This is a genomic window from Hymenobacter tenuis (assembly GCF_054780495.1).
Genome location: NZ_BAAGWF010000004.1, coordinates 1 through 13,826, shown reverse-complemented (window position 1 = coordinate 13,826; position 13,826 = coordinate 1). Strand labels below are relative to the sequence as shown.

Annotated in this window: 13 protein-coding genes and 1 tRNA gene; 10 read left to right on the top strand and 4 right to left on the bottom strand. The window is 54.3% G+C overall.

Annotated elements, in window-relative coordinates:
• The first annotated feature begins 31 nt into the window (after positions 1-31).
• The 3 genes from ACYVGU_RS13555 to ACYVGU_RS13545 all read left to right on the top strand — a co-directional run bounded on the left by ACYVGU_RS13555 (position 32) and on the right by ACYVGU_RS13545 (position 3,279).
• Positions 32-730, top strand: coding sequence for a zinc metallopeptidase (locus ACYVGU_RS13555; RefSeq protein ID WP_460613150.1), 699 nt, complete (start codon positions 32-34; stop codon positions 728-730).
• Between the two features lie 328 nt (positions 731-1,058).
• Positions 1,059-2,198 (top strand): acyl-CoA dehydrogenase family protein, encoded by a 1,140-nt coding sequence (locus ACYVGU_RS13550; protein ID WP_460622516.1) that lies wholly within the window; start codon positions 1,059-1,061, stop codon positions 2,196-2,198.
• Between the two features lie 157 nt (positions 2,199-2,355).
• Positions 2,356-3,279, top strand: coding sequence for a helix-turn-helix domain-containing protein (locus ACYVGU_RS13545; protein ID WP_460613148.1), 924 nt, complete (start codon positions 2,356-2,358; stop codon positions 3,277-3,279).
• A 115-nt stretch (positions 3,280-3,394) separates the two neighbouring features.
• Here ACYVGU_RS13545 and ACYVGU_RS13540 read toward each other — a convergent pair whose 3' ends face one another.
• Genes ACYVGU_RS13540 through ACYVGU_RS13530 form a run of 3 tightly spaced genes read right to left on the bottom strand, consistent with a single transcriptional unit; the run spans position 3,395 to position 5,265 of the window.
• Positions 3,395-4,162, bottom strand: a complete 768-nt coding sequence (locus ACYVGU_RS13540) for a geranylgeranylglyceryl/heptaprenylglyceryl phosphate synthase (protein ID WP_460622515.1) — start codon at positions 4,160-4,162, stop codon at positions 3,395-3,397.
• Positions 4,140-4,871, bottom strand: coding sequence for a hypothetical protein (locus tag ACYVGU_RS13535; protein WP_460622514.1), 732 nt, complete (start codon positions 4,869-4,871; stop codon positions 4,140-4,142). The genes ACYVGU_RS13540 and ACYVGU_RS13535 overlap by 23 nt, the downstream gene beginning before the upstream one ends.
• Before the next feature lie 7 nt (positions 4,872-4,878).
• Positions 4,879-5,265 carry a phage holin family protein gene (locus tag ACYVGU_RS13530; protein ID WP_460613145.1) on the bottom strand — a complete coding sequence of 129 codons (387 nt, stop codon included), beginning with the start codon at positions 5,263-5,265 and terminating at the stop codon, positions 4,879-4,881.
• A 145-nt stretch (positions 5,266-5,410) separates the two neighbouring features.
• Between ACYVGU_RS13530 and ACYVGU_RS13525 the strand changes: the two genes are divergently transcribed.
• Together ACYVGU_RS13525 and ACYVGU_RS13520 are read left to right on the top strand one after the other, a co-directional pair.
• Positions 5,411-6,553 carry a J domain-containing protein gene (locus tag ACYVGU_RS13525; protein ID WP_460622513.1) on the top strand — a complete coding sequence of 381 codons (1,143 nt, stop codon included), beginning with the start codon at positions 5,411-5,413 and terminating at the stop codon, positions 6,551-6,553.
• A gap of 296 nt (positions 6,554-6,849) precedes the next feature.
• Entirely contained in the window at positions 6,850-7,218 is a 369-nt protein-coding gene (locus tag ACYVGU_RS13520; RefSeq protein ID WP_460622512.1) for a hypothetical protein, read from the top strand.
• 67 nt (positions 7,219-7,285) lie between these two features.
• On the opposite strand, the gene ACYVGU_RS13515 is transcribed toward ACYVGU_RS13520, so the two are convergent.
• Positions 7,286-7,358 (bottom strand) — tRNA-Phe (locus ACYVGU_RS13515).
• Positions 7,359-7,537: 179 nt separating this feature from the next.
• On the opposite strand from ACYVGU_RS13515, the gene ACYVGU_RS13510 reads away from it, so the two are divergent.
• The 5 genes from ACYVGU_RS13510 (at position 7,538) to ACYVGU_RS13490 (ending at position 13,601) form a co-directional block, all read left to right on the top strand.
• Entirely contained in the window at positions 7,538-8,929 is a 1,392-nt protein-coding gene (locus ACYVGU_RS13510) for a (Fe-S)-binding protein (RefSeq protein ID WP_460622511.1), read from the top strand.
• A 123-nt stretch (positions 8,930-9,052) separates the two neighbouring features.
• A complete protein-coding gene (locus ACYVGU_RS13505) occupies positions 9,053-9,907 on the top strand; it encodes a (Fe-S)-binding protein (protein WP_460614300.1) in 855 nt (284 codons plus the stop codon).
• Between the two features lie 141 nt (positions 9,908-10,048).
• The gene (locus ACYVGU_RS13500) at positions 10,049-10,546 is read left to right on the top strand and encodes a hypothetical protein (RefSeq protein ID WP_460622510.1); all 498 of its coding nucleotides are present in this window, start codon (positions 10,049-10,051) and stop codon (positions 10,544-10,546) included.
• A 95-nt stretch (positions 10,547-10,641) separates the two neighbouring features.
• Positions 10,642-12,573: an OmpA family protein gene (locus tag ACYVGU_RS13495; RefSeq protein ID WP_460622509.1), complete on the top strand. Its 1,932-nt coding sequence runs from the start codon at positions 10,642-10,644 to the stop codon at positions 12,571-12,573.
• Between the two features lie 251 nt (positions 12,574-12,824).
• Positions 12,825-13,601: a DUF4476 domain-containing protein gene (locus ACYVGU_RS13490; protein WP_460622508.1), complete on the top strand. Its 777-nt coding sequence runs from the start codon at positions 12,825-12,827 to the stop codon at positions 13,599-13,601.
• Positions 13,602-13,826: the final 225 nt, after the last annotated feature.

Genomic DNA, 13,826 nt, shown 5'->3' with positions numbered 1-13,826 from the left:
GGCCTCTCTCTTCACTTAATCACGCACGATCATGTACTATAACTCAAGCCCCATTTATTTCATCCTTATCCTGGCAATGGTTGTCAGCTGGTTAATTCAATGGCGGTTACGGAGCAAGTTCACCAAGTACGGCCAAATCGGATTGCAGTCGGGGCTTTCCGGCAAACAGATTGCCGAGCTAATGCTAGCCGACCACGGTATTACCGATGTGCGCGTTATCAGCACCGAAGGCCGCCTGACCGATCATTACAACCCCGCTGATAAAACGGTAAACCTGAGCGAGGCGGTATATGCGGAGCGTAGTGCCGCCGCCGCCGCAGTAGCGGCCCACGAATGCGGCCACGCTGTGCAGCACGCTACGGCCTACAGTGCCCTGCAATTCCGGTCGGCCATGGTGCCCGCTCTCAGTGCCGTTTCGAAGTTCATGCCGTTTATCCTGCTAGCCGGGGTGCTCATGATTCGCACTACGCTTATTCCACTGGGCCTAGGCATCGTGCTGTTCTCGCTTACCACCCTGTTTTCGTTTGTGACCCTGCCGGTTGAGTTCGACGCCTCCAAGCGCGCCCTGGCCTGGATTGACAAGCGCGGTATCGTGACGACGCAGGAGCATGCTATGGCTAAAGATGCCCTGTGGTGGGCTGCTATGACCTACGTAGTAGCGGCGCTTAGCTCCCTGGCTACCTTGCTGTACTATGTCAGCATCTTTATGGGAAGCCGCGACCGTCGTTAAACCGTTGCGGCCTTTGACCGAGAACCAGCAAACCGCCACCTTATTAGTTAAGGTGGCGGTTTGCTTTTAGCCAGGGGCTAGTAGCCGATGGCAAGTGCTTACTGGGTTGGCTCAGTTCCTAAACCTCAGATTAGCACTGTATATCAAGAAGAGAATACTAGCTCCAGTTGAAACAAAAAGCTGGTCAAAAGCCTTACTAAGCCAGCCTGCCAGAAAAAAATGGTACTATCTGCGCATTCTGCAATGGCAGTGGTTAATTTTGAGGCACCAGCGAATTTACGCTCGGCATTTTTTGCGCATTTCCCATCCCACCCCCTTTTCTTACCGCATGAACTTTCAGCTCACCGAAGAACAACTAGCCGTTCAGGCCGCCGCCCGTGACTTTGCTCAATCTGAACTATGGGCCGGCGTAATCGAGCGCGACGAGCATCAAAAATTTCCTGCTGAGCAAATCAAGAAGATGGGGGAGCTGGGCTTCCTCGGCATGATGGTTAGCCCTGAGTACGGCGGCGGCGGCATGGACACGGTGAGCTACGTGCTGGCCATGGAAGAAATCAGCAAGGTAGATGCCTCCTGCTCGGTAATTATGTCAGTGAACAACTCGCTGGTATGCTGGGGCCTAGAGCAATATGGCAGCGAGGAGCAGAAGCGCAAGTACCTGCCCCGCCTGACCTCCGGCGAAATTATCGGCGCTTTCTGCCTCTCTGAGCCTGAAGCTGGCTCCGACGCTACCATGCAACGCACCACCGCCGAGGACAAAGGCGACCACTACCTCATCAACGGCACCAAAAACTGGATTACCAATGGCTCTTCGGCCTCGGTATACATCGTTATTGCGCAAACTAATCCAGAGCTGAAGCACCGCGGGATCAATGCCATCATCGTGGACAAGGATACTCCTGGTTTTCAAGTAGGCCTGAAGGAAAATAAGCTGGGCATTCGGGGTTCTGATACGCACTCCCTGATGTTCAACGACGTAAAAGTGCCCAAGGAAAACCGCATCGGCGAGGACGGCTTCGGCTTCAAGTTCGCCATGCAGGTGCTGGCTGGCGGCCGCATTGGTATTGCGGCGCAAGCGCTGGGCATTGCTTCAGGCGCCTACGAGCTGTCCCTGAAGTACTCGAAAGAGCGTAAGGCATTTGGTGTTCCAATTGCTCAGCATCAGGCCATTCAGTTCAAGCTGGCTGATATGGCTACTAACATTGATGCGGCTCGTCTGCTGTGCTTGCAGGCTGCTGCCGATAAAGATGCACACGCCGATTACGCTAAGTCAGGCGCTATGGCCAAGCTGTTCGCTTCCAAAACGGCTATGGAGGCCTCTGTAGAGGCCGTTCAAATCCACGGAGGCTATGGCTTCGTGAAGGAATTCCATGTGGAACGCTTCATGCGTGATGCCAAAATCACGCAGATTTATGAAGGAACTTCCGAGATTCAGAAAATTGTAATCTCGCGGGAAATCCTGAAATAAATAACGAATTGCCTAAAAGTCAGAAGTATTGCACAAAACCCAGCCTTTTTTAGGTTGGGTTTTGTGTTTGTGTGAATTTTTATATGTTATTTTGCATTAGATAAGTCCGGGGTACCATTTCCCGGCAACACTCGTACTAGCTAACCGCCCGCCGAAGATGGAAGATTATAATAAAGTGATAGAGTCCCTGGGTGTCCGGTACATCAAGGCAAAGAACCTAGTATTGCAACAGCCGTTTACGGTTCGCAATTCCTATGACGTAGGCAATAACCTTATCCTGCTCCACAAAGGGCGTATTTCGTTTGGCGATGAAGATCAGGTAGTTGAGGAAGGCGAAATGCTCTTCATTCCAGGTGGTCGGGCTACCAAAGTAACCTACGGCGAAACCTCCAATAAGAGCATCACCAACGATGACCTTATCACGAATAAGGACAAGTTCTTCCACTCGAACTCTGACCTAGACTTGATTGGAGATGCCGAGGAGAGCCACTCCTTTGTGAGCTTTGAAGCCAAGGTGTTCGACTCGGTGAACTTCTTTGCCTCCCTGGACGTGCCGGCTTTCTTAATCACCGGTAACTCCAAACTAGCGAACCTGGTCATCAAGGTAGTAGAAGAGAGTCTGCAGGAGCTGCCCGGTCGTGAGCGGCTTATCACGATTTACACCGAAAACATTGTGGTGGAAATCGTGCGCTACATCTTGAAAAACAAGATGTTTGTGGAGCAACTGGCCACCAACAGCACGTACTTCAAAGATCCACGCCTCATTGATCTGTTCAACTACATCAAGGAGAACATTGGTGGCGACCTCTCAAACAAGGTGCTGTCGGGCGTGGCTAACGTGAGCGAAGACTATGTAGGCCAGTATTTCAAGATGCTGACTGGCATTAACCCCCAAGACTACATCGAGTACCAGCGCATGGAGCGCGCCGTGTTCTTGCTGCGCACCACCAAAAAGAGCATCCGCGACATTGGGAAAGAAGTGGGCTACAAAGACACCGCGTATTTCTGCCGTCGCTTCAAGATGATGTTTGGTATTCCGGCTGGCAAAATGCGTCGTCGGGAGTCTGCCATGAATATCTAATCTTGTAAGAAGATATAAAGACTAGGGGCCGTTTTCTCGCAAACCGCTCAGCTACACCAACAGAAAAGGCCACCTACTCAGGTGGCCTTTTCTGTTGGTGTAGGGGTAGTAATTGTTATTCGGTAAGTAGCACGCTGTTGAAGCTGCTCACGACCTTCGACATTTCAGCCAAGAACTCCGGCGCTTTCTCAATCTGGTTGCCTACTACAATAACATCGGCGCCAGCAGTAAGGGCAGCCTGTGCTTTTTCAGTGGTATTGATGCCGCCGCCTACAATGAGGGGCACTTCTACGGCTTGGCGAACGGCCTTAATCATGGCGGGCGCTACTGGGTACATAGCGCCACTACCGCCATCCAGGTACATTAGGCGCAGGCCCAACTGCTCGCCGGCCATGGCCGTGCAGGCGGCTATGGCCGGTTTGTCGTAGGGGAGGGGGGTAGTGCCACTCATGTAGCTGGCCGTGGTTTGCCGGCCCGTGTCTACCAACATATAGCCGGTGGGCAAAATCTGGAGGTTGCTTTGGCGCAGCAACGGAGCCGCAATAACGTGCTGGCCAATCAGGAAGTCGGGGTTGCGGCCGGAAATCAAGGACAGCAGCAAAATTCCATCGGCCTGGTCATCTAAATGCAGGCTATGGCTAGGGAAAAGCAATACCGGAACCTTGGAGTGGCTCTTGATAAAACGAATGAGGGCAGCTTGGCGCGTATTCATCACCAAGCTGCCGCCCACAAAAAAGTAATCTACTACGTGTTGCTCACTTAACCCAAGCAAGTGCCGGCAGCTGGCCTCATCGATAGTATCGGGATCCAGCAATACAGCCAGAGACTTCTGGCCGTGCGTCCGGCGTTTGCTCAGGGCATCATACAGGCTGGTGAGGCGCATCCGCGTCGTCGTGGTGATAAGTAAACTCGATATCCTTGGTCTCGGGCTCAGTATGAACTGCGGCCGAAGATGCAAGGTCGGGATTTTTAAGCATTGGCAAATACTCGCTGGCCTTCTTTGCTACATAAGCCATCAACACTGCCGAAGCCTGTGCCACCAGCATTTTGCCGGTATCTGACTGCAGAAACGCCCGGAAGGCCGAGGCTACAATAGAAGAAGCGTCGGATTGTGGCTGATTAGCAGATTGATAGGCTTGAACCGGATGCTGCCCTGTGGAGGCCTCATAACCTAGCGGCTGAAACGGATCCGCATCGGTGTGGTACACGTCGGGGGCAATGTCAGCGCGTTTGCTCTTGGGACGGCGCTCCATCCGCGAGAAGTGTCCGGTGCCAAAGCCCAGGTCATCTGCTACGGCAGTATCCACACCCGTTGGGACGGTAGGGCGCCGGGGGCGGCTAGGGCTAGGCGCTAGGTGGCGTTGGTACTCCTGGTCGTTGTTAAGGGCGTGTTTTTTTTTCCCGCCGAAGGCTTTCGAAAGCAACCAGATGCCACCTAGTACACTGGCACCAATGGCTACGTACTTGCCGACTTCCTGAGTTTTGGCTTTGATTTCCTCGACGTCGCCGAGCAAGGCGCGTTCATATTCCAGTTTCTGGTGCTCCAGAAACTCTTTCTCGTCTTCAAACAGCGGGTTATGCAGATCGGCCATAGAACGGTTAGGCTTGACGTTTGTCGGATTTATAGATGGTATTGTTCAGCATCTTATCAGCCAGGCCCTGGAACAGTTTCTTGTCAACTCCCACAAGGAAGATGATAAGTAGCACTAGATAAAAGCCAGCCACAATGCCAAAGCCCCAGTAGCTACTGTCAAGTACATCGTTGAGCAGGAGGCCCAGGAAGATGTTCAAAAACAGGAAGAACATCAGGCCAATGGTAGCCAGTGTAACGCCGTGCAGGGTCCCGACGAAAGCAGTTTTGGCTTTCTCCTGGACTTCCAGACGCACTAGGTCCAGGCGCGTGTCAAGGTAGCCTTTCAGATTTCCGATGAGAGAATCGGAAGCAGGCGTTTTAGTTGCGTCGTCTTCAGTGGAGAACAGGCCCATAGGGGAGAGTTTTTGCAGGGAACAATGTTACAGGTTCGCAAGTAATGAAACTGCGGTAGCATTAATTTTTGAGGTAGCCCTTTCTTACGGAAAAGGCGACATCGTGTCTGAAATTTGCCTTACTTTTACTTCACACGGCCATATCTTGAGTCAGAATCATTACCAGGTACTAGGGGTATCCGCTGCCGCAACTGCCCGCGAGATAAAGCAAGCGTACAAGCGGCTGGCCGTGCAGTACCATCCGGATAAGCACGGTGGCAGTGCGCTTCACGAAGAACTGTTCAAGGCGGTAGCCGCTGCGTACCGCGTACTCAGCGACCCAGGCCGTAGGGCCCAGTACGACTTTCAGCTGCAAGTGGCGGTGCGGCGGGCAGCAGAAGTACGGCGCCAGCAGGAGTTTCGGCAACAGGGCCAGCGGGTATACGGAGTGCCTATGCCGCCGCCCGCACCGCTCCGAACCCGCCGGCCGGCCGGCTCCCACGAGCGGCACTACCGCACTATTCCGCGCCAACGGGCCCGATTTACCCGCCGAGACTTTCAGCTTATTGCTGTCATTGTGCTGACTATGCTACTGTTTGGCTGGGTAGTGAAGCTAGGGCTTGACCGGATGGCTGCCAGCCGAGCTTATCAGAGCGGGCTAGGTGCCTACGCTCGTCGGGAGTGGAGTGCCGCGCACAGCTTTTTTTCGGAGGCTATCCGCCTGCGCTCTGGATATACGCAGGCGTTTTGGCGGCGCGGAGAGGTAGAGGAACTAGGGTATCAGCGGCCTCAGGCTGCCGTTACGGATTATATAGATGCCTTAGCCAAAACCGCTCTGCCTAAGCAGCGCGCCAACTTGCTGGTCAGAATAGGTTTGTGCTATCAAGCGATGCAACGCCCGGAGTTGGCCCAGCAGGCAGTACAGCAAGCACTAGTGCTGGACTCTACACAGGCGCAGGCGCGGTTGCTAAAGGGCGAAACACTGCTTTTCAGCAATCAATATGCTCCGGCGCACCGCGAGTTTGAAGCGGGCTTGCGCCATGCTCGAGCTTTCCCCTCCTTCATCATCGCTCGGTTGCTGCTTTATCGGGGCCTAGTCAATTTTAAGGAACAGGACTACCGCGCCGCCCGCGCCGACTACTGGCAGGTGCTGGCTATTTATCCCAATCAGGCTAGGGTTTATTTTTTACTGGGCCGGGTGGCGCAGCAAGAGGGAAGCCGCCAAGAGGCCTGCGAGTTTTTCCGGCGGGCCGTAGTGCAGGGGTATCGGTTTGCCGAAGCCGCCCGGGATACTACCTGCCGCCCCTAGCTGATACTGGGTTGTGCAACTCGTGCAGCTTGTGCTTTACCAGCGCTGCTACCTGCCGCTTGCAGCAGGCCTATGCCAGTTGACCTACCCAAAGGAGCCTGGCGATAAGTCACAAAAGGAAGGAGCGGTTGCCGGAGTTTCGGTGTTTCTGTGTAATGGGGCCTTCTTTTAGCGTGCACGGTCTGGTATAGGCGAGTCACAAATCGGGCTGTTCCTTCCTTGTCGCATGCTCAACAGTAACCGAACTTGCAGGCGCTGGCAGGGCTCATTCCTTTCGGTGCCTATGCTGCTTTATTATGTTTCCCTCTGATGTAAAAGACGGCTACCTACGGCAGCTTGGCTTTATCCGTTTAGCTTCTTATCGTTCCTGGGATTATCCTCTCAATACCGCCGAAGCAGCTTTCACGCCTATTGTAGATGTCCGTTATCAGCATGAGCAGCAGGCTCCTGATGGCGCATACCTGTATGCCTACTCTTGGGTGCAAGAGCCGGGCTATTTGCTTAGCACGGAACAGCATATTGCGCATTTGAACCAGATAGTAGCCGAGCTGGAAAACGATGACTTTGACAATTTGCGGCAAGAAGTTGATGCCTTCTTTCGGACGCGAGGCGGCGCAATGCCTTTGCCTCACTCTGCTATTGCCAACCACGACTGTGCTTGCTAGGCCTCTGCGCCACCAAAACCGCTAAACAACAAAAAGCCCCTCAGTGTACTACTGAGGGGCTTTTCTGTGGTAATGATTGGAATCGAACCAACGACACCAGCATTTTCAGTGCTGTGCTCTACCAACTGAGCTACATTACCAGCTCTTGGTTCCCTTAGGCGCTTTGTCCGTTGGGGAGCACAAAAGTAATAAACCATTTTTAACCTGCAAGACGTATCTCAAAAAAATCTTTCTGCCGGAAACATAGCAGTGCAAATCCTGTCATTTGTTATGCATAACGACTATATTTCGGCTTAAACCCCAAACCTACCCAATTCCCGTGCACTTCTCTATTCAAAACCTCCTCTTCCTGCTGGTGGCAGTGGCGGGCTTCGGCCTGTTCATCTGGCAAGCGCGGAAGATCCGGGCCAATATTCTCGTCGGGCGCGACCGGGATATGAGCGGCAACGTGAACGAGCGTCTGTGGAAGACGTTGCTGGTCGCCTTCGGACAGCAGAAAATGTTTAAGCGCCTGACACCGGCTTTTCTGCACCTCATCGTTTACGTGGGCTTCATTGTCATCAACATTGAAGTCATCGAAATCATGGTCGACGGCCTGTTTGGTACGCACCGGTTTCTGCAGTTTCTGGGGCCGTTGTACTCAGCGCTTACCGCTACCAACGAGGTGCTAGGTGCCTTGGTGGTCCTAGCCGTTGTTGCCTTCTGGTGGCGCCGCAACGTGAACACCATTCGGCGGTTCACGGGCCCTGAGCTACGGGCGTGGCCTAAGCTTGATGCCAACATCATCCTGTATGTAGAGGTGATTCTGATGGTAGCCTTGTTCACAATGAACGCGGCCGACCTGAAGTTGCATGGAGACAGCCTACCCGGCGCTTTCCCGGTTAGCCAGTTCCTGACGGGCCTGCTGCCCGATAGCCCGGCGGCGCTGCACGTGCTGGAGCGCATTGGCTGGTGGGCGCATATTGTCGGGATTCTGCTGTTCCTGAACTACCTGCCCAGCTCGAAGCACTTCCACATCATTATGGCTTTCCCGAACGTGTACTACTCGCGGCTGGTACCGCAGGGGCAGTTCTCGAACGTGGAAAGCATCACCCACGAGGTGAAGGCCATGATGGACCCCAGCTACCAGGTACCAGCTCCGGCCACTGAGCCCGATGGCTCCGCCATGGCGCCTACCCCCTTTGGTGCTAAAGACGTGGATGACCTGGCCTGGACGAACCTGCTGAACGCGTATTCTTGCACCGAATGTGGCCGATGCACCTCAGTGTGCCCGGCTAACCTTACCGGCAAGCTCCTGTCGCCCCGTAAAATCATCATGGATACCCGCGACAGGGTAGAGGAGAAGTACAACTCGCCATTGATTTTCAACCCGAACCTGTACGGTAAGGAAGCCAAGCACAGCGAGCAGGAGCAGCTGGATAAAGAAAACCATACCCTGCTGCGTGGCTACGTAACGCCCGAGGAGCTGTGGGCCTGCACCACATGCAATGCTTGCGTAGAGGCCTGCCCTGTGAACATTAACCCGTTGGAGAGCATTGTAGAAATGCGCCGCTACCTGGTACTGGAAGAATCGGCTGCTCCCAACTCGCTGAATGTTATGTTCAGCAACATCGAAAACAACGGAGCACCGTGGGCTTTCTCGCCTTCCGACCGCTTCAACTGGGCTGATGATTTGTTCGTGGCGGATAAAGCCACGGCCACTGTAGCTTAAGCTAGCTAGGGGGCAGAGCGGTTCAAGCCCGGCAGTACCCTAGCAAATTTCAATTCTAACTGACTTTTGTCGACTGATATAATGGCTGAGCAAACTGCCAAGCGCCAAGTAAATGTTCCGATGATGGCCGATCTGGCTGCTCGGGGCGAAACGCCGGAAATACTGTTCTGGGTAGGCTGCGCCGGCGCCTTCGATGACCGCTACAAGCGCGTAACGCGGGCATTCGTCCGGATTCTGGAGCACGTAGGCGTAAACTATGCCGTGCTAGGCATGGAAGAAAGCTGCACCGGCGACCCAGCCAAGCGGGCCGGCAACGAGTTCCTGTTTCAGATGCAGGCCATGCAGAACATTACCACCCTCAATGGCTACGGCATCAAGAAGGTAGTAACGGCCTGCCCGCATTGCTTCAACACCATCAAAAACGAATACCCGGCCCTAGGAGGCGAGTACGAGGTAATCCACCACAGCACCTTCCTGCAGCAGCTCATCAATGAGGGCAAAGTGAAGGCCGAGGGTGGGGAGTCGTTCAAAGGGCGTCGCATTACCTTCCACGATTCCTGCTACCTGGGTCGCGCTAATAACATCTATGAGGCACCCCGCGCCGTGCTGGAAGTGCTGGACGCCGACCTGTTGGAGATGAAACGCTGCAAAACCAACGGCTTGTGCTGTGGTGCTGGAGGTGCTCAGATGTGGAAAGAGCCCGAGCCCGGCAAGAAAGACATTAACATTGAGCGCGCCGAAGAAGCACTAGCTACTCTCGATGGCGAAGCCGATGTGCTCTTGAATCTACAGGGAGTGGAAAGCACCGCGCCGCCTATGCCGGCTGGCTCCAACCGCGGGGGTAGCGTTATTGCCGTAGCGTGCCCGTTCTGCATGACCATGATGGCCGACGGCGTGAAAAACAAAGAGCGCGAATCCGACGTGCAGGTGTTTGACCTGGCCGAGCTGATCGCCTCAGCGGAGGGCCTGAATGCCTAGCCTGCTACGGCGTTTAAAAGTAACTATTGAAACAGCCCCGCCGGAACTTCCGGGCGGGGCTGTTTCTTTGTAGATAATACGTAGTCACTAGCTTCGTCTGCGAAGTAAAGTGCTAGCTTTCCTGTTCCTGTTCTGACCTGTATGTACGTTCCCTTCTCTCAACTGCCTGACTCAGCTCGCCTCTGGATTTACCAAGCCGAACGCCCGCTCACCGAAGCTGAGGTAACTGCGCTGCAACCCGCCCTTCGCCAGTTCGCTGCCGACTGGACCAGCCACGGCCGCACCCTGGCGGCCTCAGCAGAAATACGGCACCAGCAGTTTTTGGTAATTGGGCTGGATGAAGCCGTAGCCGATGCCAGCGGCTGCTCCATTGATGCTTCCGTTCGTTTTGTGCGCGAAGTAGAGCAACACCTAGGCGTGCATTTGCTTGAAAAAGCCAAGCTAGCATTTCTGATGAATGACGAAGTGAAGCTGCTCGACCGCTTGGAGCTGCGGGCAGCCGTAGCGGCCGGCACGCTGCTTCCGGAAACTCCGTATTTCGATAACACCATTGGTACAGTGGGGCAACTGCGCACGGCTTGGCCGGCGCCGGCTAGCTCAACATGGCTGGCTAAGTACTTCAAAGTGGTAGCTTCCTAGGGCAGCAAATTCACCGAGCCGTTTTATCTTGATATACTTGATGCCAAAATGTTCGTTATTCGTTTTGGTATTGCACCCATCCATTCCTGCTCTCCATGAAAACCTATATACTACTAGGTGCCCTTGCTGGCTCAACCGTTCTGCTGAGCGGCTGTGCTACATCAGGCAAACTAAGCAAGGCTGATAAACGATTTACGCAAGGCGAATACGAAGAAGCAATAGCCTTATATAAGAAGGATGTGGCCAAAGGCAAGGATATAGCCCAAGCCAATTACCGCATCGGAGAGTCGTTTCGGCTTTCCAATCGGCTGGATCAGGCAGAGTCGTACTATAAAGCGGCGCTGGATGGAAAAGTAAAAAGCACGGATGCGGCTTTCCGCTACGCCCAGGCACTACGCGCCGCCGGCAAGACCGATGAAGCCGCTACCCAGTTTGAAGCCTACGCCCAAGCGGGCAGCAACCGTACCCTAGCCGACCAGGCCGAGTTTGAAGCCAAAACGGCCAAGGCCTCTACGGCGCTGCTCACCCTGCGCACCAACGACGAGGTAACGCCCCTCGACCAGATCAATACGCCGGCCGCCGAGTTCAGTGCTACCCGTATGCCCGATACCAAAGAGCTTGTATTTGCTTCCGGCCGCGAGGGTAAAGTGTTTTCGGGCAACGGCGAAGGGTTCAATGACCTCTACGCTATCAAATTTGAGGACGAGCAAAAACTGACCGGCGGCACCGTGCGGAAGCTGGAACCCATTTTCAACTCCGAAAACCGTCACGAAGCCAGCGCTACCTACTCGCCCGATGGCAAGATGATGGTGTTTGCCCGCTCCAACGACGGCTCCAAGAAAGGCTACCTCAGCGTTGACTTGTGGGTATCGTACTTCCGGAACGGCGCCTGGACGGAGCCCGAAATTCTGCGCGGCGTGAACAGCAGTACAGCCGATGAGTTTTCGCCAGTTTTCTCGCCCGATGGCCAGACGCTGTATTTCACCTCTACCCGTAAGGGTGGCCTAGGCGGCAACGACCTGTACAAAGCCACCATGGAAAGCCCCGGTCGGTTTGCGGCTCCGGAGAACCTAGGCGACCAAATCAATACGCCCGGCAATGAAAACTTCCCGGCTATTGCCCCCGATGGCACCCTGTATTTTTCTTCTGACGGGCACCCGGGCCTAGGCAAGCTAGACATCTTTAAGGTGCAGAAAGGAAAAGTAGTTAACCTAGCCGCTCCTATTAATAGTAACGGCGACGACTTTGCCCCATTCTTCACGGGCCCACAGATGGGGGTATTTGCTTCTAACCGCGCCGGCGGCAAAGGCTCCGACGACCTGTACCTGTTCCGTGAGCGGCCGCACAAGTTCGTGACCTTCTACGCCGATGGCACGCTAGTAGAGCGCAACGACAAAACCGGCCAGACGTCTCCCGTCGGCAGTGAGCTAGTAACGCTCTTCAGCAGCACCGGTCAGAAGCTGCAGGAAACCACTTCCGGCCCCGATGGCAAGTTCAGCTTCAAGCTCGATACGGCCACGGCAGCGTATGCTCTCATTGCAAACCGTGCCGGCTACTTCACGGCGCGCAATTCCCTGAGCACTATCGGGCGTCGTCCGCCCCAGGAGGCCCTGCCCGATTTTATGAATGACGTTCGGGTACCCGTAACCCTTACGCTCACCAAAATCGTGAAGAACAAGGCCATCGTCGTAGACAACATCTTCTACGATTACGACAAGGCGAATATTCGGCCGGATGCAGCCCTGGAGCTGGATAAGCTCGTGCAAACCCTGAACGACAATCCGCAAATCACCATTGAACTTAGCTCCCACACCGACTCCCGCGGTAAAGACGCCTACAACATGGCCCTTTCGCAGCGTCGGGCGGAGTCGGCAGTAGCGTACATTGTCTCGAAAGGCATCAACAAGTCGCGTATTACAGCCAAAGGCTACGGGGAGTCTCGCCCCGTCATAAAAGGAGCCAAGACCGAAGAAGATTATCAGCGCAACCGCCGCACTGAATTCAAAGTGACCAAGATTGCTGAGTAAGTGCTCTTGCACTAGTAAAACCCAGGTTGTGCCTAGCATAGCCTGGGTTTTTGCTTTTTAGCGGGGTAGTGGGCACCCCACTCACGTCGGTTTAGCCTCTACTCCTACCTAGTGAGTAGAGCGCTCATAGTATACGTGTCGCGTAAGCGCTTACTCTATATAGAGTGGGAGAGGAGTAAATATAGAATTGGCACAATCCTTGGCTTTAGCATCTCAGCCGTCGGATGACCGGCGTCTTATCTACTACCGCCATGAAAAAGGCTCTACTTCTTTGCGTTGGGTTCTTCTTGCTGCTAGCCGGCCAAGTCCAGGCTGCTCCCGCCAATGCCACCTTCACGTCTGAGCGTGGAGTGATCTTCCAGTTGGTGTTCGATGGCCGGGCCCTCACCCGCAATGGTGCTCGCCAAGTCTACCTCGACCGCCTAGCCCCCGGTTACCATTCAGCCCAGTTTCTGATTCCTACCGGATACGGCCGAAGCATCAATTACCGCACCCGGGTTTTCCTGGATGGTGGCCTCGAAACGAACTTCGTGCTGGTGACCCGCAATGGCTACCCTCCTGTACTACGTAAAGTGTCGGCGTCTCCACTGCCTCGAGGAGGATATGGCCCTGGCTACGGCAACGGCCCCCGCGGAAACTATCCGCCCGTTTCGCCTCCGCCCGCTCCCGTCTATGATGCCCCTTACCCCAACCAAGAAGGATATGATGTTGAGCCTGCCTATCCAGCCGACTCCTATGTAATGTCGCCTCGCGATGTAGAAGGACTCTTCCAGGCGGTTCAGCGCCAATCGTTCGATGATGGCAAACTGGCTATTATCCGCGAAGCATTGCGTGAAACCAGCCTCCCCGCTGATGATGCTCGCCGTTTAGTTTCTACCATTGCCTTTGATCGGAATAAGATTGAGCTAGCCAAGTTCATGTATTCCCGCGTTGCTGACCGCCAGAACTTCTACCGTGTCTATGAAGCCTTGCAGTATACTTCAAGCATTCGGGAAGTACAGCAGTATGTAGAGTCATACAGGCCCTAAACTAGGTTTATGAGCAATACCGAAGACTCCTGCCTGTAGCAGGAGTCTTTTTTTGTTTCCACTGGAACATTTTTTCGGAGGCTAAGTGTTTGCCAAACTGATGTCTAAGTAGCCTGCTCAAAAATGTTGAGCGGCCTTAAACGAAAAAGATGGGGTATGGGTTTGGAAGTTAACTTTCGACCGTGCACTTTTGCACTCCCAAACCGGAACGCGGCAGGGGTTCAG

Coding starts and splice junctions, on each gene's coding strand:
- ACYVGU_RS13555 (WP_460613150.1), top strand. CDS start 32: ATGTACTATAACTCAAGCCCCATTTATTTCATCCTTATCCTGGCAATG.
- ACYVGU_RS13550 (WP_460622516.1), top strand. CDS start 1,059: ATGAACTTTCAGCTCACCGAAGAACAACTAGCCGTTCAGGCCGCCGCC.
- ACYVGU_RS13545 (WP_460613148.1), top strand. CDS start 2,356: ATGGAAGATTATAATAAAGTGATAGAGTCCCTGGGTGTCCGGTACATC.
- ACYVGU_RS13540 (WP_460622515.1), bottom strand. CDS start 4,162: ATGCGCCTCACCAGCCTGTATGATGCCCTGAGCAAACGCCGGACGCAC.
- ACYVGU_RS13535 (WP_460622514.1), bottom strand. CDS start 4,871: ATGGCCGATCTGCATAACCCGCTGTTTGAAGACGAGAAAGAGTTTCTG.
- ACYVGU_RS13530 (WP_460613145.1), bottom strand. CDS start 5,265: ATGGGCCTGTTCTCCACTGAAGACGACGCAACTAAAACGCCTGCTTCC.
- ACYVGU_RS13520 (WP_460622512.1), top strand. CDS start 6,850: ATGTTTCCCTCTGATGTAAAAGACGGCTACCTACGGCAGCTTGGCTTT.
- ACYVGU_RS13505 (WP_460614300.1), top strand. CDS start 9,053: ATGGCCGATCTGGCTGCTCGGGGCGAAACGCCGGAAATACTGTTCTGG.
- ACYVGU_RS13500 (WP_460622510.1), top strand. CDS start 10,049: ATGTACGTTCCCTTCTCTCAACTGCCTGACTCAGCTCGCCTCTGGATT.
- ACYVGU_RS13495 (WP_460622509.1), top strand. CDS start 10,642: ATGAAAACCTATATACTACTAGGTGCCCTTGCTGGCTCAACCGTTCTG.
- ACYVGU_RS13490 (WP_460622508.1), top strand. CDS start 12,825: ATGAAAAAGGCTCTACTTCTTTGCGTTGGGTTCTTCTTGCTGCTAGCC.